This is a genomic window from Nocardia sp. NPDC004151 (assembly GCF_042874235.1).
Taxonomy (GTDB): Bacteria; Actinomycetota; Actinomycetes; order Mycobacteriales; family Mycobacteriaceae; genus Nocardia.
Genome location: NZ_JBIAMR010000002.1, coordinates 67211 through 89599 on the forward strand (window position 1 = coordinate 67211; position 22389 = coordinate 89599).

15 protein-coding genes are annotated in these 22389 nt (G+C 71.0%); 11 read left to right on the forward strand and 4 right to left on the reverse strand.

Annotated features, from left to right (window positions below; all coding sequences use genetic code 11):
* The first annotated feature begins 745 nt into the window (after nucleotides 1-745).
* The 4 genes from ACFYTS_RS03925 (at nucleotide 746) to ACFYTS_RS03940 (ending at nucleotide 8485) form a co-directional block, all read left to right on the forward strand.
* Nucleotides 746-1219: a hypothetical protein gene (locus ACFYTS_RS03925; RefSeq protein WP_387301162.1), complete on the forward strand. Its 474-nt coding sequence runs from the start codon at nucleotides 746-748 to the stop codon at nucleotides 1217-1219.
* Nucleotides 1216-2856: a hypothetical protein gene (locus ACFYTS_RS03930; RefSeq protein WP_387301164.1), complete on the forward strand. Its 1641-nt coding sequence runs from the start codon at nucleotides 1216-1218 to the stop codon at nucleotides 2854-2856. The genes ACFYTS_RS03925 and ACFYTS_RS03930 overlap by 4 nt, the downstream gene beginning before the upstream one ends.
* The gene (locus tag ACFYTS_RS03935; protein ID WP_387301166.1) at nucleotides 2853-5204 is read left to right on the forward strand and encodes a protein kinase; all 2352 of its coding nucleotides are present in this window, start codon (nucleotides 2853-2855) and stop codon (nucleotides 5202-5204) included. The genes ACFYTS_RS03930 and ACFYTS_RS03935 overlap by 4 nt, the downstream gene beginning before the upstream one ends.
* A 131-nt stretch (nucleotides 5205-5335) precedes the next feature.
* Nucleotides 5336-8485, forward strand: a complete 3150-nt coding sequence (locus tag ACFYTS_RS03940; RefSeq protein WP_387301168.1) for an FAD-dependent oxidoreductase — start codon at nucleotides 5336-5338, stop codon at nucleotides 8483-8485.
* A gap of 3 nt (nucleotides 8486-8488) precedes the next feature.
* On the opposite strand, the gene ACFYTS_RS03945 is transcribed toward ACFYTS_RS03940, so the two are convergent.
* Nucleotides 8489-10069, reverse strand: coding sequence for an FHA domain-containing protein (locus ACFYTS_RS03945; protein WP_387301170.1), 1581 nt, complete (start codon nucleotides 10067-10069; stop codon nucleotides 8489-8491).
* 208 nt (nucleotides 10070-10277) lie between these two features.
* Here ACFYTS_RS03945 and ACFYTS_RS03950 point away from each other — a divergent pair, with 208 nt between their 5' ends.
* Nucleotides 10278-10688, forward strand: coding sequence for a hypothetical protein (locus ACFYTS_RS03950; RefSeq protein WP_387301172.1), 411 nt, complete (start codon nucleotides 10278-10280; stop codon nucleotides 10686-10688).
* 267 nt (nucleotides 10689-10955) lie between these two features.
* Here ACFYTS_RS03950 and ACFYTS_RS03955 read toward each other — a convergent pair whose 3' ends face one another.
* Entirely contained in the window at nucleotides 10956-12494 is a 1539-nt protein-coding gene (locus tag ACFYTS_RS03955; protein WP_387301174.1) for a glycerol-3-phosphate dehydrogenase/oxidase, read from the reverse strand.
* Between the two features lie 166 nt (nucleotides 12495-12660).
* Nucleotides 12661-13263 (reverse strand): TetR/AcrR family transcriptional regulator, encoded by a 603-nt coding sequence (locus ACFYTS_RS03960; RefSeq protein ID WP_357279807.1) that lies wholly within the window; start codon nucleotides 13261-13263, stop codon nucleotides 12661-12663.
* A gap of 62 nt (nucleotides 13264-13325) precedes the next feature.
* Between ACFYTS_RS03960 and ACFYTS_RS03965 the strand changes: the two genes are divergently transcribed.
* The 5 genes from ACFYTS_RS03965 (at nucleotide 13326) to ACFYTS_RS03985 (ending at nucleotide 18687) form a co-directional block, all read left to right on the forward strand.
* Nucleotides 13326-14960 carry an FAD-binding oxidoreductase gene (locus ACFYTS_RS03965; protein ID WP_387301176.1) on the forward strand — a complete coding sequence of 545 codons (1635 nt, stop codon included), beginning with the start codon at nucleotides 13326-13328 and terminating at the stop codon, nucleotides 14958-14960.
* Entirely contained in the window at nucleotides 14957-15883 is a 927-nt protein-coding gene (locus tag ACFYTS_RS03970) for a diacylglycerol/lipid kinase family protein (RefSeq protein WP_387301178.1), read from the forward strand. Before ACFYTS_RS03965 ends, ACFYTS_RS03970 begins: the two co-directional genes overlap by 4 nt.
* Before the next feature lie 98 nt (nucleotides 15884-15981).
* On the forward strand, nucleotides 15982-16431 hold the full coding sequence (locus tag ACFYTS_RS03975) for a type II toxin-antitoxin system Phd/YefM family antitoxin (protein ID WP_387301180.1): 450 nt from the start codon (nucleotides 15982-15984) through the stop codon (nucleotides 16429-16431).
* Nucleotides 16432-16435: 4 nt separating this feature from the next.
* A complete protein-coding gene (locus ACFYTS_RS03980) occupies nucleotides 16436-16705 on the forward strand; it encodes a Txe/YoeB family addiction module toxin (protein ID WP_387301182.1) in 270 nt (89 codons plus the stop codon).
* Between the two features lie 137 nt (nucleotides 16706-16842).
* Nucleotides 16843-18687, forward strand: a complete 1845-nt coding sequence (locus ACFYTS_RS03985; protein WP_387301184.1) for a TerD family protein — start codon at nucleotides 16843-16845, stop codon at nucleotides 18685-18687.
* A 27-nt stretch (nucleotides 18688-18714) separates the two neighbouring features.
* On the opposite strand, the gene ACFYTS_RS03990 is transcribed toward ACFYTS_RS03985, so the two are convergent.
* Nucleotides 18715-19353 (reverse strand): class I SAM-dependent methyltransferase, encoded by a 639-nt coding sequence (locus ACFYTS_RS03990; protein WP_387301186.1) that lies wholly within the window; start codon nucleotides 19351-19353, stop codon nucleotides 18715-18717.
* A gap of 315 nt (nucleotides 19354-19668) precedes the next feature.
* On the opposite strand from ACFYTS_RS03990, the gene ACFYTS_RS03995 reads away from it, so the two are divergent.
* Nucleotides 19669-22362, forward strand: coding sequence for a valine--tRNA ligase (locus ACFYTS_RS03995; RefSeq protein WP_387301188.1), 2694 nt, complete (start codon nucleotides 19669-19671; stop codon nucleotides 22360-22362).
* Nucleotides 22363-22389: the final 27 nt, after the last annotated feature.

Here is a 22389-nt window from a genome sequence, read left to right on the forward strand (position 1 = left end):
TCTCCTGCTCGCAGCGCTGCTCGCGCTCGGGCTCCCGGCCGGAATCGGTTGGGCCAACCCGGGAATCAGCGCCCCGGCGCCGATCACCACCACCGTCCCGCAGCCCGCACCCCAGGGCGGCCCGCCGGTGAAAGTCGCACCTACCACGACGAATCCACCGAGATGCGCCGTCGCCGAGAACTGCGGCGGCGACAGCAAGAAGCAGCAGTGCGGCCACAGCTGTGACGACACAGGCACCCGCGACGGCTGCGGCACCGACTGCAACAAGCCCGTGTACTGCGATGACGGCACCGTGAAACCCGCGTCCGGCGTGTGCCCGTCGAAGCAAACCACGTACTGCTGGGACGGTTCGGTGCAGCCGCCGAGTGGCGAGTGCCCTGAGCACCCGACGTGCCCGGATGGTTCACAGAAACCCGCGACCGGAGAATGTCCGACGAGGTGCCCGGACGGTTCGACGAAGCCCGCCGGTGGGTCGTGTCCGACACCCGAGAAATGTTCGGACGGCACGACCAAGCCTGCCGGGAGCACCTGTCCGCCACCGGTGACATGCAAGGACGGTTCGACCAAACCCCCGAATCGTGACTGCCCCACCACGAATCCTCCGATCACGTGCTCGGACGGGTCGGTCAAACCGGCGAACGGCGACTGCCCGACCACCCAGCCACCGAGATGTCCCGACGGTTCGGTCAAGCCCCCGAACGGTCAATGCGCTACCGGCGGTGTCAATCCGCCACCCATCACCTCGGTGACGACCGCGGCGCCGCCACCGCCGCCCACGACGACCACCACACTGCCCCCGACCACCGACACCACACCGCCGACCACCGATACCAAGCCGCCTGTCGTTCCGCAGGTCTCCGGATTGCAGCTCGATCCGCCCGCGGTCCCGCCCGGCGCGCCCGTGCTGGCCAGTGGCAGCGGGTGTGATCCCGGTGCGGCGGTGCGGCTTTCGATCGGCGGGGCCGCCGCCGCCGACACCACCGCCGGCGCGGACGGCGGGTTCCAGGCCACGCTCACCACCGGCGGGACCGAGATCGGTCAGCACGAGGTGACCGCGGAGTGCGGCAGGAAACTGGCCGCGCCGCTGGACATCGTGCTGGTCAGTCAGGTCGGCGGCGGCGCGGCGACCATGACGGTGCTGGTGTTCTTCCTGCTCATCGGCGGCTGGTTCTACGGCCACCGGATGATCTCCCATCTCCCGGCACGGAGGCCCCGATGAACGAACGCACCGCACCGCCGCTCACCGCGCGCGGCGCCCGAAGCATGTGGGGACCGGGCCGGGCGGTGCACGCCGGGCTGGCCGCGGTCGTATTCGCCGCCGCCGCACTACTGTTCGCGGCCCCGACCGCGAGCGCGGCGGGCGGGGTCAGCGTGACCGCCACGCTGGACGGGCGGGCCATCGGCGGCGCGGACGCCGGGAATCCGGTGCGCCTGGATCCCAAGAAGGTGTCCCTGGTCGTCGTCGAGGTGACCAACAAGTCGTCCGGTCCGGTGTCGATCCGGCGGGTCGACCTCGCCGGGCACGTGCTGGGGCTGAACTTCTACTCCTACTCCACGACAGTCGAATTGACGGTGGGGGCGGGCAAGACCGAGAAGCTCACCTACCGGCTGGATCCGGCCGGACTGGACGGGCAGGCGACCGGGCTGATCGGCTCCGACCTGACCCTCGTCGGCCAGGACGGAAAGCCGTTGGCCGCCGTGCACACCGTCGTCGACGTGCGCGGGTCGCTGGCCTCGGTGTACGGACTGTTCGGGATCATCATCGCCGTCCTGACCGGACTCGCCATCGTCGACGCGGCCTTGACCGTTGCGCGCCACCGGCTCTCGGCCAACCGCTGGCAGCGCGGGCTGCGGCTGCTCGCGCCCGGCATCGGCATCGGACTGATGATCGGGTTCACGGGGTCGGTGGCCCGGTGGTGGGTGCCGGGCACCGTGCTGTGGCTGTCACTGGCCGGGGCGCTGGCGGCCGTGTTCTTCCTCGCCGGGTACCTCTCGCCCACGCCGCGGCAATCCGACGACCTCGGGCTCGATCCCGAAGATCTCGCCGCCGCACAGGAACTCGATGCCCGCGGCTTACCCGCCGGGTCCGGGTCGCCCCTCGGCATCGGAGCGCCCGTCGGGATCGGTGCGCCGCCGGGCGGACCACCACGCGGGATGGGTGTGCCGTTCGGCGGCGGGCAGCACGGCACGGGCGCGCCCCCGGCGAGTGGCGCGCCGATGCCGTTCCCCGGCCCGCCCGAACCGGAGCTCCAGGCCGCGCCGGCGGGCCCGAATCCGCCGTACGGCGGCACGTTCCGCGACCTGCGTCCGGTCGGGCCGGGCGGCACCTATCCCGACCTCGATATCCGGAATCAGCCGTCCGGTGCGGCAACGGAATTCGTGCCCTACGGGCCCGCCGGGTCCGGCACGGCGGCACAGCCCGGACCGGGTGCGCCGCACGGGCCGATGCGTGTTTTCCCGGGCGGTCCCGCCCCGGCGCCCACACCCGATCCCGCCGCGTTCCAGAGCGGTGAGACGACCCGCATCTCGAAGTCCGGGTTCGGCGGCGCGTACCCGGGCGGCGGGCCGCTGGCCTCCGCCATGCTGCCCGACACCGGCGAAAACGCCACCACCACGGTGCATTCCCCGCAGTCGGGTGGGCGGCCGGAGGTCGGCGCGGAGACGCTGCTGCCCTCGGGCGGTGCGCCCGCTGTCGGCAAGCCCGGTGGCGGGACAACCCCGGCTGGAACCGGTGAGCAGACCGCCGGGTATCCGGCCGGTGTGCAACGACCCGGCACGTCCGATCCGGACGACGAGCCGACGCTACGCGGTGACCCCGGCGGGACCGGATTCCGGTCGGAGGGCGCGGGGAGATGAGCGCGGGCAATCTCAGCGACGCCGATGTGGCGCGCGTGCGGGCCGCGCTGCCCGGGTACGAGATCGGCGGGCAGATCGGGCGCGGCGGGTGCGGGGTGGTGCTGGCCGGGGTGCATCGCGGACTGCACCGGCGGGTCGCCATCAAACAGATCCCGCCGCATTTCGCCGACGACATGCAGGTGCGGCGGCGGTTCGTCGACGAGGCGCGGGTGATGGCGGCGCTCGACCACCCGCACGTGGTGCCGGTCTACGACTACATCGAACACGACGATCTGTGCCTGCTGGTCCTCGAATACCTGCCCGGCGGGACTGTCGAGAACCGTTTCATCACCGCGGGATTCGAGGCCACCGCCGCGGTCGCGGTCGCGCTGTCCTGCGCGGCCGGGCTGGACGCCGCGCACCGCAGCGGCATCCTGCACCGCGACGTCAAACCCTCCAACCTGATGTTCGCCGCCAACGGGACGCTCAAGCTCACCGACTTCGGCATCGCCAAGATCGTCGGCGGCGAGGACACCCTGGTCACCAAGACGGGCGAGATCATCGGCACCCCCTCCTACATCGCCCCCGAACAGGTTCGCGGCCAAGGGCTCTCGCCGGCCACCGATGTCTATGCCCTGGCCACCATGCTCTACCAGCTCCTCTCCGGCGTCCTGCCCTTCCCGACCGGATCCGACGCGCTGGCCCTGCTCTTCGCCCACGCCTACTCCGACCCCGTCCCCCTCACCGAGGCCGCCCCCTTCGTCCCCCACCCCATCGCCGAGGCCGTCATGCGCGGCCTCGCCTCCGACCCGGCCGAACGCTACGACACCGCCGAAACCTTCGGCATCGCCATCGCCGAAACCGCCGCCCACTTCTGGGGCGCGAATTGGCTCACCCCCGTGGGCATCCCGGTCATCGGCGCCGACACCATCATCGCGGCGGCGACGGGCGGACCCCGCGGACCGGCCGGCTCGCACACCCCGCCTCCGGGGTACGGGCAGCCGGACCCCTTCACCCCGCAACCCGGCTTCGGACGGCAGCCGGGCCCGCGTACGCGATCCAGCCCGGGGATGTGTTCCGGTCCGGGGATGCCGCCTGAGCCCGGTCGTCCTTCGGGCCCTGTGACACCACCACCCGGCCCAGGGATGCCCGCGCCCGGTCGGACGACACCGCCGCGAGGTTCGCAGCCCGGGTCTCAGGCGCCTGGCGTGCGGACTCGCGATGCCGGATCCGGTCCGACAACACCTGGGCCGCAACCGATCCGGTCGCAGCAGACGCCCGACACCGCGACCGGCGGCTCGGCGGCATCCGGAGAAACGCGCCGATCGCCGAGCGGCGCGGACGGGGCGTCGACACGATTCGGGCCGACGAGCGCGGCCGAGAACGCTTCCCGTGCCGCGTTTCCCGCCGATCGAAGGTCCGCGCCGACGGTGCGCGCCGGGCAGGAACCGGGGATCCCGCCCGGTCGCGGTGGAACGATGCCGCCGATCGACCGGGGAGGCATGCCTTCGGCGGGTCGCGGGTTCAGGCCGGGGTCGACGGCGCCGCTGGAGCGGATTCGGCCTCGGGAGCCGATCCAGCACGGAGGGGTGCGGCTGGTAGAGGTGGCGCGGGCGGATCTGGTGCCGGTGCAGCAGGTCGTGAACTTGCCGTCGCCTCGGGTTCCGTTCCTGGTGGCGGGGCTGCTGGCGGTGGTGACCGGCGGGGCGGCGGTGCTGGGGATCGGGGCGGTGGGGCGGGAGGCGCCACCGGTGGGGGTGGTGCGGATCGGTGGGGTCGATCCGGCCGTGGAGACCGTGGTGCTGGATTTGTCGGAGCCGGTGCCGATCACGGTGTCGAGTGGGGCGGCCGACGGCGCGAAGCTGTCGGTGAATGTGCTCGGGCTGCGGGCCGGGGGCGCGGAGACGGCGCTGGCCGGTGGGGCCGGGGACGTGGCCGCGCCGGTGAACCGGTATGTGCTGGCGGGACGGTTGACCGGGGAATTGTCGTTGTCCCGCAATGGTTCCGAGACGGCCGCCTACCGGTTCGGGGTGCGGACGCGGCAGCCCGCGACCACCACGGCGACCGGGGTCGGGCTGGCATTGCTGCTGCTGTTCGCCGCTGCCTATGCCGAATCGAACGCGCGGACGCTGCGGCGCGGGAGTGCCCGGTTCGCGTCGACCGTCGGGTTGGCCATCAGTATGGGACTACTGGGCGTCGCGGCCGTCGGTGCGGCGTGGGTGCTGCCCGGGCGGGAACCCACCCCGCTCGGCGTGATCGCCTGTGCCGCAGGCGGTGCGGCGACGGGACTGGCGCTCGCGACCGGGTGCCGGCGGGTCGGGAAACGGTACCGCTACGTGCGGGTGCAGCGACTACGGGAGCGCGCCTGAGGTTCGCGGGCCGACGCGAACACGTCCGGATGCGGGACGAAGCGCCTCGACGGTAATGGTGAGCCCGGAAAACGGCGATATAAGCACGAGCGCGGCGCGATCGGGGACCGCGCCGGGGAAGGGGTGGGAGCATGGCTGGTCGGCCGGTCATCGAGATCCGCGAATGGGGACGGCCCGCGCGGCGGCGCATGCTGGACGGGCCCATCGTGTTCGGACGCGACGGCAGCCACGAGGTGCTCGCCGACGGCGGGGTGTCCCGGCAGCACCTGCGGCTGGTGCCCACGCCGACCGCGCTGTCCGTGGTCGACCTGGGCAGCCGCAACGGCACCACCGTCAACGGGGTGGCATTGACCGGGCGGCGCGAACTGATGACCGGCGACGTGGTGCGGCTGGGACGCTGCGAGATCCTGGTGCTGCACATGCCCACCGCCGAACCCGAAGGCTTCGACGGATCCGAGACCGTGCTCGGGCCCTCCGGCGTGATTCCCCGGCCGCCCGGCGCCGAACCCACGCCGCCGCCCGGCTGGGTGGCGGTCGCCAACCGGGTCCTCGGCCTCGACCCCACCGGGCAGCGGAACCTGTTCCCCGCCTTCACCGAACTGCCCAGCCGGATCCCGCTGCGGGTCTGGCAGGGCGTGCGCGTGCTGAGCATCACCGCGTACCTGGCGTTGATCGTCACGCTGTTCGTGCGGCCCGCGGGCGGGTTGTTCGTCTTCTTCAAGATCGTGGTGCCGCTGCTGCCCGGGCTGTTCCTGATCGCACCGGGCCTGTGGCGCAACACCTGTCCGCTCGCGGCCACCAATCAGCTGCCCCGGCTGCTGCGCTTCACCCGCGGGGCGACGGCGCCGGCCTGGTTGCAGCAGCGCGGGTATCTGATCGCGGTCGCCCTGTTCTTCGGCATCGCCGGATCCCGGGTGGCCGGACTGGATCGCAGCGGAATCGCGACGGGCACAGTGCTTTTCACCGTGCTGCTGGCCGCGTTCACCGGCGGCGTCGCGTTCAAGGGCAAGAGCGGGTGGTGCAGCAGCATCTGCCCGCTGTTCCCCTTGCAGCGCGCCTACGGGCAGACGCCGTTCGTGACGATCGCCAACAACCACTGCCGGCCGTGCCTGGGGTGCGCCAAGAACTGCTTCGACTTCAAACCGCGCGCCGCCTACCAGGCCGACATGGCCGACCCGGATCCCGGCTGGAGCGCGCCGCGCAAACTGTTCGCCGCCGCGCTGCCCGGATTCGTGCTCGGATTCATGGTGCTGGCCGGGTACCCGGGTGTCGCTGTGCCACAACGGTATCTGGCGCTCGGGGCGGCCGTGCTGGTCGCGGTGGGCGTCTACTTCGCGGTCGAGGCGCTGACCGGGGTGAGCGCGGCCGTGCTGTCGGCGGTGTACGCGGCCATCGCGTTGAACGGCTTCTACTGGTTCGCGGGGCCGGTGCTGCTCGGGGCGTTCACCACCGTCACCGGTGTCGGGGGAGTGGCCTGGCTGCGGTGGCCGATCAGCCTGCTCGTGCTGGTGGCGACGCTGCTGTTCCTGGCCCGCACCCGGGTCGGCGAACTCCAGTACGCGCTCACCACCGGCGCGCGCACCGAACCGGTGCTGCTGCCGTTCCCACGCCCGCGCGACGCCGAGAAGACCACGGCCCCGGGCGCTTCGGTGGACTTCGACGGCCGCACCGTGGCCGCCGAGATCGGTGTCAGCCTGCTCGACCTGGCCGAGAAGGCGAACCTGCCGCTGGAGTCGGGCTGCCGCATGGGCGTCTGCGGCGCGGACCCGGTCGCCATTCTCGACGGCGGCGACAAACTGTGCGCACCCACCGGTGACGAGCGAAACACCCTGCGCCGACTGGGATTCGCCGACAACACCCGCATGGCCTGCTGCGCGCGCGTCAACGAAGGCGGCGTGCGCGTCTCGCTCACCCCGCAACCCGGCCGCGCCACCGGCGACCGGCCCGCCCACTTCGACCGCTCCCTGGTGAGCCTGGTCGTCATCGGCACCGGCATCGCGGGCGTCACCGCCGCCGACTTCCTGCGCCGCGGCCACCCCGACTGCGAGATCCACCTGGTCGGGCGGGAATCCCACGACTTCTACAACCGCATGGGCATCTCCCGGCTCATCCCCGGCCGCTCCGCCATGCAGGGGCTGTACCTGCAACCCGAGCAGTGGTACCAGGATCGCCGGATCACGCCATGGCTCAATACCCTTGTCACACATCTCGATCCACGTGCCCGGCGAGTTCATCTCGGCACCGGCGATGTGCTGCCCTACGACCGGCTGATCCTCGCCACCGGCGCGTCCGCGGCACTGCCCGAGATCGAGGGCCTGCACCGGCCGGGCAGTTTCGTGCTTCGGGAAGCAGGGGACGCGCTCGATATTCGGGCCTACGCCCAGCGGCGGTCGTGCACCCGTGCCGTGGTCGCGGGCGGCGGCCTGCTCGGGCTCGAGGCCGCGTACGCGCTGCACCAGCTGGGTTTGCGGGTCACCGTGCTGGAGCGAGGGTCCCGGCTGCTGAGCAAACAGCTCGACGCGCGTGCCTCCGCCATGGTCGCCGACCACCTCACCCGGGCGCGGATCGAAGTCCGATATCGGGCCGAAACAGCCGCGCTGACAGGCGATTCCGGCACCGGCGGCACCGGCGGCACCGGCGGACCCGGCGGGCTGGGTGGATCTGGTGGGCCGGGTGGATCTGGTGGGCCGGGTGGTTCCGACCGGCACCGGGCCGATCCGGTGCGCGGCGTCGTGTTGAAGGACGGCACCGTGCTGCCGTGCGAGGTCTTCCTCACCGCTACCGGCATCAAGCCCAACACCGACCTGGCCCTGCGCGCCGGAATCCCGTGTCGCCGAGGAATTCTCGTCGACGACCGCATGCGCACGGCGGCGCCCGACGTGTACGCCGCCGGTGACGTCGCCGAACACCGCGACCGCGTCCTCGGCTTGTGGCCCATCGCGGCCGAACAGGCGCAGGCCGCCGCCGTCAACGCGCTCGGCGGACAGCAGGTGCTCACCGCGGAGACACCCGCCACCATCCTCAAGGGCGTCGGCCTGGAACTGTTCAGCATCGGCCGGGTCGAACCCGAACGACACGACGAGGTGATCGTCGTCGACGGGTCGCCGCGGCCCTCCTACCGTCGCCTGATCCTGTCCCAGGGCCGGGTGGTCGGCGCGATCGTCCTCGGCCACCACCCGACCGATGTGGCCGCCGCCCGACAGGCCGTCCGCGCCCGCCTCCCGATCCCGCCGAACGCCCGCGACGCCCTCCAGCGCGGGGACTGGTCAGCGCTGCACTGAACTTCACGCCGTGCGGTAGGTGAGGATGCGCTCGCCGATCCGCAGGCTCCAGCCCGCCTTCAACTCCATCGGCTGCTGACCGACCCGAACCCAGTCCGCCGCACCGGGCGCCGCCACATAGGTGCCGCCCGGCGTGCCCGCGTCCCGCACGAACACCTGCCCCTTCTCGATGAACACGCGCGCGTGCACCCGCGACACGTGGCGGTCGCGCGCGATCACGATGGGCGAGGCCACCGCTCGCCGCACCGCCTCGTCGATCATCGGATCGCGCCCGATCACATACGGGCGATCCAGCGGATAGGTCTCACCCTCGGCGCTGGTCAGCGAGGCGCCCGGGCCCGCCAGCGTGGATGTGGACGGTGGCCCGCCCCCGGCCCGAGTCTCGGCGACCTCGGGCTCCTGAACGTAGGCGGCCGTCGGCGGCTGCTCCTCCGGATCCGGGCGATCGTCCCGCCGCTCAGCGGGCTTCGACGCCGCCGGCTGTTTCGACAGGTCGGGGCCACCGGCGCGCGGAGTCGTCGCCGCATTCCGGGGATACGCCGGCCCGGCCTGGGGCATGGACTCGCCTCCCTGCGGGGAAACCGGCTGCGCACGACCGGCTTCCGCGCCCGTCGAAGGAGCGGGGGTGAAGCCGGTCTGCGACTGCGCAGGTGGAGGGGCCCGGCGGGTCACCTCCACATTCGGCCCGGAACCTGGCCCGGGCACGTGCGGGGTAGGCGGCGCGGAAGCGTGCTGGGCGGGAGGCGTCGATGGGTGCTCAGTGCGCGGCGTGGACGTGTGCTGAGTCGGCGGTGTGGATGGGTGCTGAGTCGGCGGTGTGGACCCGTGCTGGGCCGACTGGGCAGGCGTGTGCTGGGTGGCCGGGGCGGACGCCCCGAACGGGCCGGACGTCGCGACCGGACCGGAGACCGGGGTGTGGCCGGACGCCGGGACGGGACGGGACGCCGGGGCGGGACCGGACGTGACGATTGGACCCGACGGGTGTCGAGTCGCCGGGGCGGATTGGGTCGGGGGCCGGTGATCGGGGGCGCGCTGGTGCGGGGGAGCGGAGTCCGGTGTGGGACGGTGCGCGGCCTGCGCGGGCGCGTCGCCGCCGCGCTGGGACGGGAGTCCGGAGACGGGCGCGTGCAGGACGACGCCGCCGCCGGGCACGACGCCTGCGCGCAGGTCGGTGTGCGGGGCCTCGCCGATCGCGCCGTCGGCGGACAGCACGAGGCGGCGGACCGGGTCCCGGATGATTTCGTCGGCCCAGGTCATGGCACGTTCGCCGGAGAGGACGCGGTGGCCCTCGGGCCCGTCGACAGTGGCGATGACCGGGCCGCGCAGCAGGATCAGGATGCCGCCCGCGGTGGGGGCGACCACGCCGAAGGCCGGGGGCTGGGCGGTGCTGCTGGTGAAGACGGTGGCGGCCAGGCGCTGGGCGATGGCCATGCCGGGGTCGGCCGCGGTGGCGGCGGTCTCGACCGCGCCGAGGATGCGGTCCGTGGACGGGCTCTCGCCGTGCAGGACGATGACCACGCTTCCGAACCGGGCGACCAGTCCGTCCCCGGGTATCACCCCGACCGCCGTCGGAATCCGACCCATGCGCGCCTCCCTCTCCCCGCGCTCGGAATATCGCAGCCAAGCATATGGCCGTTCCACACCCGTGCCTATGGCCCGTTCCACGGCCGTTCGCGGCGACACGTGATCGGTCCGATCGCGGCAATGCGGCCCGAAGCGGCAATCCGGAGGCCAGGATCGAGGCATCGTGCCGGGGCAGTCGGCCCCGGCGGCACCCGATGAGGACCGAACCATGACGGGCTCGATCATCAGGACCACCACCGCCTCGGCGGCCACCCTCGCCACCGTGGCCGCGCTCGCCGCCCTGGCCGCCCCCGCCGGGGCCACCGGCACCCGCGTCGGCATCGACCCGGGCATCAGCTTCGGCCCGGCCACCAACTACGGCACCGGTTGCAGCTACGACATCGACGGGATCGTCGACGACCCGGTCACCCCGGTCGTGTTCTACGACAACAGCATTCCCTTCGCCGTCGCCGACCCCTCCGGCTCGCTGGCGCAGGCCCGCTGGAGCCCCACCACGCCCGGACCGCACCGCCTGCAGATCTGGCAGCGCCACGCCGGCTCCCCGGACGTCTTCCCCTACGTCGACATCCAGGTCGGCACCGGACTGCCCACCGGATCGGGCTGCGCCGTCACCGGCTGACCGCTGCCCCGGCTGGCCGCCGCGCTGTGTCTGGCTGACCGCCGTGCTGTGCCCGGCCGGTCGGCGCACCATCCCCAGATGGCAGCCGTGCTGTGTCTGACCGACCGCCATGTGTGCCTGGCTGGCTGGCGCAGCGTCCCCATTCGGCGGCCGTGTGTGTCTCGCTGACCGCCGCGCTGCCTGGTGACCGTCGCGGCCACGACCACGGGCCCTTCCCAGAGAACGCCCATACGCGGGGCCGCCAGACGCGCGGACGGCGGATGGGAACTACAGGAAGGCGGCCAGCGCGGCCGGTTCGGCGGCCTTGCGGTCGGTGTCGACCAGGCCGATCCGGGTCCGGCGGTCGAGCAGATCGGATGCGTCCAGCGCGCCCTCATGGCTGACCGCGTAAGCGAATTCGGCCCCGGTGACATCCATGCCGGGGGCGACCTCCGCCGCCAGCGTCGGATGTTGGCGAGCCAGTTCCAGCACCGCGGCCGCCTCGCTGCCGTAGCGCTCGACCAGGCGCGGCGGGGCCTCGATGGCATCGCGCTCCGCACCGGAGACCGCGCCCACCAGCGGCAGCGCGCGAGTGCGGCACTGCCCGGCGGACAGTCGCGCGTGGCCGACGGCCGCGTCCACCGCGTCCTCGGCCATCTTCCGATAGGTGGTGAGCTTGCCGCCGACCACGGTGATCACGCCGGTGGGGGAGGTCAGCACCGCGTGCTCGCGGGAGATGTCGGCGGTGCTGTCGTCGCCGGTGCGCAGCAGCGGCCGCAGGCCGGCGAAGCTGCCGCGGATATCGCTGCGGCGCAACGGCTCCCGCAGCACGGTGTTCACGGTGTCGAGCAGGAAGTCGATCTCGCCGTCGGTGGCGTGCGGGACGTCCGGCACCGGGCCGGGCGCCTCCTCGTCGGTGAGGCCCAGGTACACCCGGTTGTGCGCGGCCGGGAACGCGAAGATGAAACGGCTGGTGCTGCCCGGGATCGGCACCGTCAGCGAGGCGGTCAGGCCGCCGAACGCGGCCGCGTCGAACACCAGGTGGGTGCCGCGCGAGGGCCGCAACTCGATGCTCGGATCCACCTGATCGGCCCACACGCCGGTGGCGTTCACCACCGAACGCGCTGTCACGGACAGGGTTTCACCGGTCAGCGTGTCCCGCAGCGTGGCCGAGGCGCCGGTGACGTCGACGGCCTCTACCCGGGTCAGCACCGTCGCGCCCTCCCGCGCCGCGGTGCGGGCGATGGCCATCACCAGTCGCGCGTCGTCCACCAATTGCCCGTCCCAGGCCAGCAATCCGCCGCGCAATCCGGACCGCCGCACGGTCGGGGCCAGCCGCAGCGCCTCCGCGGCCGCCACCCGCCGCGAGCGCGGCAGCACCGACGCCGGGGTCCCGGCCGTGCGGCGCAGCACGTCACCGGCCAGGAATCCGGTGCGCACCAGCAGCTTCTGCGCCGCGCCGATACTCGGCAGCAGCGGCACCACCTGCGGCAGCGCCCGGGTCAGGTGCGGGGCGGTGCGGGTCAGCAGGATGTCGCGCTCGACCGCGCTCTCGTGCGCGATCCCGACCCCGCCGCTGGCCAGGTACCGCAGCCCGCCGTGCACCAGTTTGGAGCTCCACCGGCTGGTGCCGAACGCGAAGTCGTGCTTCTCCACCAGGACCGTGCGCAGCCCGCGCGCCGCGGCGTCCAGCGCCACGCCGACACCCGTGATGCCGCCGCCGATCACCAGCATGTCGATCGCGGACCCGTCGCCCAGCGCGGTCAGTTCCCGCTGCCGTCGCTCGCGATTGAGCGCGGAACTGGACGGAGCTGAATTGCTGGTCATGTCAGGGCCTTTCGTGGCGGTGTCGATGGATGGGGATGAGCTCGTGGCGTCGCGCCGCCGGAGTGCCGATCCGTCCGCGGATCCGGCGCCCGTCCCGTGCCCGCACCGACCCCGTCCGCGTGGACGGAATCGGTTCGCGGGCGCGGGATTCGGTCGCCGGACGCGTTCATCGCGGGCCGGATTCGCCGGGGGCGGGCGTGAGGTAGCCGTGCAGGGCGTGGGTCAGTTCGGCGTCGAGGTGGTCGCTGTCGACCGCCACGGCGAAGGCGGACGCGGACTGGACCGCGGATTGGGCGATGAGCAGGAGCATGGCGGCCATGTGCGCCGGATCGCCGTCACGAATCGAGTTGTCGGCCTGGCCTTCCCGGATCCCTCCGGCGAACAGGTCGATGAGGGCGCGCTGGTTGCGGCCCAGGCGTTCGAAGACGTAGGTCTGCATGACGTCGGCGTCGGCGCGGAAGATCTTGGCGAACAGCGGGTTCCGCCGGATCATGGAGCCGCCGCCGACGATCGCGCCGACCAGGCGTTCCCGGGCGGTGCCCGAGTTGGGGGCGGTGTCGGCGATGATCTCGCGCAGTTCCCGCACCAGCAGGTCGGCCACCAGGGAACCGGTGTCGGGCCAGCGCCGGTACACGGTGGGCCGGCTGACGCCCGCGCGGCGGGCCACCTCGGTCAGGGTGGTGCGCCGGACACCGAATTCGGCCACGCAGGCGCGCGCCGCGTCCAGGATCGCCCGGTCGACGGCGGAAGATGGTTCGGTAGAGCTCATGGTTGCCACCATGGGAGAGTAGTTGCCGTTACTGCTTGACATTCTATGTCACACTGTAACGCATGGTCGACACACAAGCAGCTTCCGCATCCACCGCAAACTCGGGCGAGCCGCAGGTCCGCCCGAGTATGGTGTGGGACGCCTGGGGCTCCCCGGCCGGACACAAACCACTGTCCGACCAGATCCGGGGACTGCTCACGCAGGTTTTCGGGGTGTCCGGCGAGCCGGTGACCCGTCGCGATGAGGGCGACGTGCCGCTGCGCGCCTCCGCCCTCGCACCGGAACAGCACGCCGGGCTCGTCGCCGTGGTCGGAACCGAGCACGTGTCCGTCGACCACCGCGACCGGCTGCTCCGCGCCGGCGGCAAATCCACCCCCGACCTGCTGCGCCGCCGCGCAGACGGGGAGCAGGACGCGCCCGACGCCGTCGTCTTCCCCGCCGATCACGACCAGGTCCTCGCCGTCCTGAAGTACTGCGCCGCCAATGCCATCGCGGTCGTTCCCTTCGGCGGCGGCACCAGCGTCGTCGGCGGCCTCGATCCCGCGCGCGGCGGCTTCGGCGCCGTCCTCGCCCTGGACCTGCGCCGCCTCGACACCCTCACCGACGTCGACCCGATCAGCGGCACCGCCACCCTCGGTGCGGGCCTGTCCGGTCCGCAGGCCGAGGAACTGCTTGCCCGCCACGGCCTTTCGCTCGGCCACTTCCCGCAGAGCTTCGAATACGCCACCATCGGCGGCTTCGCGGCCACCCGGTCCTCGGGCCAGGCCTCGGCCGGGTACGGGCGCTTCGACGACATGATCCAGCGCTTCAAGGTCGCCACCCCCACGGGCGATCTCGACCTGGGCCGCGCCCCCGCCTCCGCCGCCGGACCCGATCTGCGCGAACTGTTCTCCGGCTCCGAGGGCGCGCTCGGCATCATCACCGAGGTCACCCTGCGCGTGCACCCGGTCGCCGAGACCACCGGCTATCAGGCCTGGTCCTTCCCCGACTTCACCACCGGAGTCAACGCCCTGCGCGCGGTCATCCAGGCCGGGGCCGCCCCGACCGTCATGCGGTTGTCCGACGAGGCCGAGACCGGCCTGAACCTGGCCCGCGCCGGGGACATCGGCGGCGCGGCCGTCGGCGGCTGCCTCGCCGTCACCACCTTCGAGGGCACCGCCGCGCACGTCACCGCCCGCAGCGCCGAGGCCGCCGCCCTGCTGGCCGCCGCCGGCGGCACCGCGCTGGGCGAGGCCCCGGCCAAGGAATGGGAGCACGGCCGCTTCGCCGCCCCCTACCTGCGCGACGCGCTGCTGGACGTCGGTGTGCTGTGCGAGACCCTGGAAACCGCCACCACCTGGAGCAACCTCGCCAATCTGAAGGAGCGGGTGACCGCGGCGCTGGTCGACGCGCTCGGCCAACCGGCCCTGGTCATGTGCCATATCTCGCACACCTACCCGACCGGCGCCTCGCTGTACTTCACCATCGTCGCCAAGCAGGCGGAGGACCCGATCGCGGGCTGGGCCGTGGCCAAGAAGGCCGCGGGCGACGCCATCGTGGCCGCCGGCGGCACCATCACCCACCATCACGCCATCGGCGCGGATCACCGCCCGTGGATGACCGACGAGATCGGTGACCTGGGCGTCCAGGTGCTGCGCGCGGTGAAGAACGCCGTCGACCCCACCGGAATCCTCAACCCTGGGAAGCTGATTCCGTGAGAACCATCCGCTCCATCGCCCTGGTGACCAACCCGCTGTCCGGGCACGGCAAGGGCGCGCTGGTCGCCGTGGAGGCGGCCAACCGGTTCGCCGAGTTCGGCGTCGAGGTCACCGAGATCCTCGGTGACTCGGCCGCCGAGAGCGAACGTCTGGTCCGCAAGGCCCTCGCCGATCCGGACGCCCGCCCCGACGCCGTCGTCGCCGCGGGCGGCGACGGCCTGGTCGGCGTCGTGTTGCAGGCCCTGGTCGGCACCGGTGTCCCGCTGGGCCTGATCCCCGGCGGCACCGGCAACGACCTGGCCCGCGAACTCGGCGTCCCCGACGACACCGCCGCCGCGGTGGCCACCATCCTGGACGGCCGCACCCGCGCCATCGACCTCGGCACGGTCGAGACCGAGGAGTCGGGGCGCGCCATCTGGTTCGCCACTGTCACCGGCACCGGCCTCGACGCCCGGGTCACCCTGCGCGCCAACGCCTTGCGCTGGCCCAACGGACCCATGCGCTACACCGTCGCCGCCCTGCTCGAACTCGCGGGCAAGCTGGCGGTGCCGTACCGCATCGAACTGACCGGTTCGCCCGACCACCCGGACGGCACGGTCCTCGAACTCGACGCGGTCATGGTGGCGGTCGGCAACACGCGCACCTACGGCGGCGGCATGCTCATCACCCCCGACGCCCAGATCGACGACGGCCTGCTCGACCTCACCGTCGTCGGCGCCATGTCCCGCCTGGAAATGCTGCGCCTGCTCCCGACCCTGTCCTCGGGCAAGCGCATCGACCACCCGGCCGCGGTCCAGTACCAGGCCCGCGAGATCCGCCTCACCGCCCCGGGCGCACCCGCCACGGCGGACGGCGACCCGGCCGGATTGCTCCCGGCCTTGTTCCGCGCCCACGCCGGCGCACTGGACGTCCTCGTCCCCTGACGTCGACGCAGAGCTGTGCCCCATACCGGAAAGGTATGGGGCACAGCTGTACCCGGTTACCTGCTTGTACAACATGTTGTACGGAGGAGTTGTACGCTATGTTGTACAGCAACCTGAGGGAGGATGAACCGATGCCGTCGTTGCCGATCTCCAAGGTCCGCGAAAATCTGTTCGGCTTCGTGAAGCAGGTCAACGACGACCACGACACCCTCACCGTGGTCACAAAGACCGGCGAGAACGCGGTCCTCGTCGCCGAGGCCGACTGGAACTCGCTCATGGAGACCCTCTACGTTCTGCAAACCCACGGCGGGATCCAACTGTTGAAGTCTGCGGCCGACGCGCGCGCCGGCCGCACGGTCGTACGCGCACTGATCGACCCCGACGCGGCCGAGCCCGCGTCCCCGGAGGATGGGGAGGGCGAGAGCGCGGAGGCCGAAGTCATTCGCCTGCTGTTGTCGGAGTTGATCAGACGAGGTGCTACGCCAGAAGTCATCCACGACCTATTGGGTGAACGGCTATCGGAGGCAGTCGAGAACTCGGGAGCGTGACCACGTGCCCGACCGCAAGCTGACCTTCACCGCCCAAGGGTGCCGCAGCTACGAAAGCTGGCTGACCCGCGATCGCCAGGTGCTGCGAGCCGCGAACAAGATGATCGACGCTGTCCTGTCCGACCCGTTCAGCGGGATCGGCAAACCCGAGCCCTTGCGTCACCAGCTGGCAGGCCACTGGTCCCGCCGCATAACTCACGAACACCGCCTCATCTACTACGTCACCGACACCGAAGTGGCGATCGTCCAGGTAGGCCGCCACTACGACGACTGAGAGCCCCGAACCTGCTCTCCTCCATGTCGGCACAATCCGTCATGACGGTGGCATCGGTTGCCGCATAGCATCATTCGAGCAATTTCTGTCAGCGCCGGGAAGTTGATGGGGGACCGGCCTCGGGTGAGGAGCGAGTCGTGAGCTTCGGGTTCCGTGTCGGCGTTCCGGGGATGAGCGTGCGGGTATCGACCCGTGGCGTACGGACTTCCGTGGGTCCACGCATCGCAAGGGTCAGTATGGGCGCGGGCAGAACTCGGGTGTCCTCAGGATTCGGTCCTTTCTTCGCTTCCACGTCGCTCAGCGGTGGCAGGCGCGGCAGTACCGGCCAGCGGCGGTCGTCACGTCCGCGCGCGGCGCTGCCATCTCCGGCGCAGCTCGAACGGGCGCGCAGGCAGGCCGAACGCGCTCAGCAGGAAGCTGAACGCGCCGCGTTGATCGAGCAGCTGCAGCGATTGCGTTTGCAGATGACGAGCGTGCACCTGCAGCATTTCGAACCCGCGCGGCCGCCGGTGATTCCGAATCCGCCGCTGCCGGAACCGGCTCGTGTGTTGGCCGCCGCTCGCGCCTTCCACCTCTCCGGAATCGGAATGCTGGCGCGCAGCGATCGAGCCGCCGCGAAACAACGAGCGGACGAAGACGCTCGCCGGTACTCGATGGAGGAACAACAGCGGCTCGAAGCGGTGCACCAGCAGTTGATCACCGACGCCGCAGTGTGGTGGCAGCATATCGTCTCGAACGACGAGGGAACTGTTTGCGAGGCAGTAAATCTGGCGTTCTCCGACAACCCGGCTGCGGGTTGCGCTGTCGGGGTGGACGGCTCGGTGCTGTCCGTGGTGATGCGGCAACCCGACATCGATTCTCTGCCCGACCAGGCGCCTGGGTTCACCCCGTCCGGTCGGCTGATGCTGAAGGCCCTCACCAAGCGGGACCGTGCGCTGTGGTGGCTCACTGCGATGGGGTCCAACGTCATCGGCACACTGCTCGAAGGTTTCGCGGTCGCGCCTGGCATAACAGCGATCGACCTCGCCGTGCTCTCGCGGCTTCCCGATACGCAGCGGCTGGGATTCGTGGCCTACGGGCGATGGTCACGCGATGCGGTCGCGCGCGTTCAATGGAGATACCCGAACGACGCGCTGCGGTTTCTGGATATCGGCGAGGATGTCGCGTGTTCGATTACGACCTCGGCATCCGGTCGCACCGCAAGGACGATCAAAGCACTCGATATAGACAATCTGCCGGGTTTGCGAAGTTTGCTCGATCACGCCCAGGACGACTCCGGACCGGACGATGTCATGCTCGGTGGCATCGACGGTGATCTGCTGGACAACCAGAGCCGCTCGGTCGGGTCATCTACGGATCCCTACGCATTTCGTTCGTTTGCGGAGTGGCGGAACCAACCGGTCCAACCGCCTCGTGGCGCCTCGGATAATCTAAACGATTGCGCACCAATACTTCTCGCTCCAGGTCAGATGGTTTCGCTGCCAGAGCCCGCCTCGGATCGCTTGCAGATCACTTGTGCCTTCGGGGGAGCTGATGCCGACCTGACGCTCTTGCTGGGTGACCCTTCGGCGCACGTCGCCTCCGATGTGGACTTCATCTTCTATGGTCAGCCGAGCTCTGTGGACGGCTCCGTGCAGCTGCTGGGTAAACAGTCGGAAGGACCGCATGTCGTCGAGCGGGCCGAGCTGCGATTGGCTGCGCTCCCGCCGCGGGTTCAGCGGATCGCGATCGCCGTCAACATGGATGTGGACGCCGGGCTGAGCTGGGCCGCGCTGAGTTATGCCCATATACAGGTCGATTGTGCGGTGGGCGCGTGGTCATTCACGCCGCGCGCCGCTCCGGACATCCGTGCGATCGTAGTCGCGGAGTTGTTCCGGCACGTTGTCAACGGAGTGTCGTTGTGGGGCCTCCGCGCGATCGGCTATGGCTGGGCGGAGGGATTACCCGCGCTCGCTCGAGCTCACGGGGTGACCGTGAGCTGACCGCGTCAGGAATGCGGCCGGCTCTCATCAGGCCGGGCGGGCGATGAGCAGGTGGCCTGTCATCGGCCTGCTGGTGACCTCGCGCTGATCGACCGTGAGGCCGGCCCGTTCCACGGCCGCGCGGACTTCGGTGACCGGGCGCAGCGTGAATCCGTAAGGAGTGAAGGGCATTTTCGCCATCGCATCCGGATCGCCGATGCCGATCACCAAGCGGCCCTTCGGCTTCAGGACACGGGCCAGCTCCGCGCAAGCCGCGTCCAGTTCGGGTACGAAATAGATGGTGTTGCAGGTGATTACGGCGTCCAGCGAGTCGTCCGCCAGGGGCAGCCCGGTGAGCGACCCCTCGACCAGTCGCAGCCGGTGGGAGGACACGTCGGCCGAGTACTCGGCGCGCGCCTTGGCGAGCATGTCCGCGGAGAGCTCGACGCCGGTCACGGTGCCGGTGGTGCCGACCCGGCCCAGCAGTAGGGTGAGGCCGAGACCGCCGCCGAAGCCGATATCGGCGGCCGCGTCGGTGGGTGTCACCTCGGCGGCGGTGACCGCGGCCTCGATCAGGGGGCGGTTGCTGCGGTTGAGCACGCGGGCGACCACCTTGCCGAGACGGCCGCTGGGGTGGCCCAGCTGGCCGGCGACCGTCGACATCAACCGTGTGACAATCGGATTCATGGATTTCAGGCTACCGGCCGGTCGCCTCGAACGGGTCGTGTGACGACACGGCAACGACTCCGGTCACGACGCGGGAACAATGTGTCCGACGCAACGTGAATGCAACGAAACCTGGTCTACCCTGGCCCATTTGGCGCAGAACCTGAGAATTGGCCAAGGATCCGGGGGAACGCGCCGAAACGGCGGTAGGCTGGCCATCGAGGGCGGGGCTTTCGGTGTCCCTCATCCACCGAGAGCCCCGCCCTTCGGCTATCCAATTCGCCCCTGGGAAAAACCCGGTTCTTGGGCGATAATCCCAGCCCTTAGAATCACACGGTGACCAGCGCAGCCTCTGAGAACCCGCGTAATCGTGCCGATGCCCTCCCCAAGAGCTGGAACCCCAGCGACGTCGAGGCCGACCTGTACGAGCGCTGGGTAGGCGCCGGTTACTTCACCGCCGACCCGAGCAGCGCCAAGCCCGCGTACTCCATCGTGCTGCCCCCGCCGAACGTCACCGGCACCCTGCACATGGGCCACGCCCTCGACCACACCCTCATGGACCTGCTGACCCGCCGCAAGCGGATGCAGGGCTTCGAGGTGCTGTGGCTGCCCGGCATGGACCACGCCGGCATCGCCACCCAGACCGTGGTGGAGAAGCAGCTCGCCGTCGACGGCAAGACCAAGGAAGACTTCGGCCGCGAACTGTTCGTCGACAAGGTCTGGGACTGGAAGCGCGAATCCGGCGGCCAGATCCAGGGCCAGATGCGTCGCCTCGGCGACGGCGTCGACTGGAGCCGCGACCGCTTCACCATGGACGAGGGTCTGTCCCGCGCCGTGCAGACCATCTTCAAGCGCCTCTACGACGCGGGCCTCATCTACCGCGCCGAACGCCTGGTGAACTGGTCGCCGGTGCTGAAGACCGGCATCTCCGACCTCGAGGTGGACCACAAGGAGGTCGAGGGCGAGCTCGTCTCGCTACGCTACGGCTCCCTGAACGACGACGAGCCGCACGTGATCGTGGCCACCACCCGCGTCGAGACCATGCTCGGCGACACCGCCGTCGCGGTGCACCCCGACGACGAGCGCTACCAGGCCCTCATCGGCACCACCGTGTACCACCCGATCACCGGGCGCCAGATCCCGATCGTGGCCGACGACTACGTGGACCCCGAATTCGGCTCCGGTGCGGTCAAGATCACCCCGGCGCACGACCCCAACGACTTCGAGCTCGGCCTGCGCCACAACCTGCCCATGCCGACCATCATGGACATCACCGGCAAGATCGCCGACAGCGGAACCGAATTCGACGGCATGGACCGCTTCGAGGCCCGGGTCAAGATCCGCGAGCGGCTCGAGTCCGAGGGCCGCGTGGTCGGCCGCAAGTACCCCTACATCCACCAGGTCGGCCACTCCGAGCGTTCCGGCGAACCCATCGAACCCCGCCTGTCCATGCAGTGGTGGGTCAAGGTCGAGGGCATCGCCAAGGCCGCCGGCGACGCGGTCCGCAACGGCGATGTGAAGATCCACCCGGCCAGCCAGGAACCGCGCTGGTTCGAGTGGGTCGACAACATGCACGACTGGAACATCTCCCGCCAGCTGTGGTGGGGCCACCGCATCCCGATCTGGTACGGCCCCGAGGGCGAGATCGTCTGCGTCGGCCCGGACGAGCAGGCCCCCGAGGGGTACGTCCAGGACCCGGACGTGCTCGACACCTGGTTCTCCTCGGGCCTGTGGCCCTTCTCCACCATGGGCTGGCCCGACTCCACCGAGGAACTGCGCACGTTCTACCCCACCAGCGTGCTGGTCACCGGCTACGACATCCTCTTCTTCTGGGTCGCCCGGATGATGATGTTCGGCATGTTCGTCTCCGACGACCCGGTGCTCACCGCGGGCAAGGACGCCAAGCAGGTCCCGTTCCAGGATGTGTTCCTGCACGGCCTGATTCGCGACGAACACGGCAAGAAGATGTCGAAGTCGCGCGGCAACGGCATCGACCCGCTGGACTGGATCAACGAGTACGGCGCCGACGCCACCCGCTTCACCCTGGCCCGCGGCGCCCAGCCCGGCGGCGACCTCTCGGTCGGCACCGCGCACGTCACCGCCTCCCGCAGCTTCATCACCAAGCTGTTCAACGCCACCAAGTTCGCGCTCATGAACGGCGCGCAGCCGGGCGAACTGCCCGCCCGCGACACCCTCACCGACAGCGACCTGTGGATCCTGGACCGCCTCGACGAGGTCATCGCTGAGGTCGACGGCGCCCTGGACCGCTACGAGTTCAGCAAGGCCCTCGAAGGGCTCTACCACTTCGCGTGGGACGAATTCTGCAGCTGGTACCTGGAATTGGCGAAGGTCCAGTTCGCCGACTCCGAGGAGCGCGCCGCCGGCACCCGGGTCGTGCTCGGCACCGTCCTCGACGCCGTGCTGCGCCTGCTGCACCCGGCCGTCCCCTTCGTCACCGAGACCCTGTGGCAGGCCCTCACCGACGGCGCGGAGGGCGAGTCCATCGTCATCTCCTCCTGGCCGGCCGTCTCCGGCGCGACCGCCGACGCCGCGGCGGCCCGCCGCGTCGCCGACACCCAGAAGCTGATCACCGAGATTCGCCGCTTCCGCGCCGACCAGGGCCTGGCCGACAGCCAGAAGGTGGCGGCCACGCTGATCGGCATCGACACCGCCGACCTGCTCGCCCAGGAAGCCGGAATCGCCAACCTGGCCAAGCTCACCGCCGCCGGTGACGACTTCGCCGCCACCGCCTCGCTGGAGGTGCGCCTGTCCGCCGCGACCGTGACCGTCGAGATCGACACCTCCGGCACCGTCGACCTCGACGCCGAGCGCCGCCGCCTGGAGAAGGACCTCGCCGCCGCCCAGAAGGAGCTCGCCGGCACCAACGGCAAACTCGGCAACGAGGCCTTCCTGGCCAAGGCCCCCGACGAGGTGGTCGCGAAGATCAAGGCGCGCAAGGAGATCGCCGAGGGCGACGTCGAGCGCGTCACCGCCCGTCTCGCCGAGATCGCCAAGCTGGCCGCCAAGTGAACGACGAACCGGAGCGCCAGTACGGGG

Excerpts from the sequence above, each read along its gene's own strand:
- ACFYTS_RS03930 (WP_387301164.1), top strand. The coding sequence starts at position 1,216 with ATGAACGAACGCACCGCACCGCCGCTCACCGCGCGCGGCGCCCGAAGC.
- ACFYTS_RS03935 (WP_387301166.1), top strand. The coding sequence starts at position 2,853 with ATGAGCGCGGGCAATCTCAGCGACGCCGATGTGGCGCGCGTGCGGGCC.
- ACFYTS_RS03940 (WP_387301168.1), top strand. The coding sequence starts at position 5,336 with ATGGCTGGTCGGCCGGTCATCGAGATCCGCGAATGGGGACGGCCCGCG.
- ACFYTS_RS03945 (WP_387301170.1), bottom strand. The coding sequence starts at position 10,069 with ATGGGTCGGATTCCGACGGCGGTCGGGGTGATACCCGGGGACGGACTG.
- ACFYTS_RS03950 (WP_387301172.1), top strand. The coding sequence starts at position 10,278 with ATGACGGGCTCGATCATCAGGACCACCACCGCCTCGGCGGCCACCCTC.
- ACFYTS_RS03955 (WP_387301174.1), bottom strand. The coding sequence starts at position 12,494 with ATGACCAGCAATTCAGCTCCGTCCAGTTCCGCGCTCAATCGCGAGCGA.
- ACFYTS_RS03960 (WP_357279807.1), bottom strand. The coding sequence starts at position 13,263 with ATGAGCTCTACCGAACCATCTTCCGCCGTCGACCGGGCGATCCTGGAC.
- ACFYTS_RS03965 (WP_387301176.1), top strand. The coding sequence starts at position 13,326 with ATGGTCGACACACAAGCAGCTTCCGCATCCACCGCAAACTCGGGCGAG.
- ACFYTS_RS03975 (WP_387301180.1), top strand. The coding sequence starts at position 15,982 with ATGTTGTACAGCAACCTGAGGGAGGATGAACCGATGCCGTCGTTGCCG.
- ACFYTS_RS03990 (WP_387301186.1), bottom strand. The coding sequence starts at position 19,353 with ATGAATCCGATTGTCACACGGTTGATGTCGACGGTCGCCGGCCAGCTG.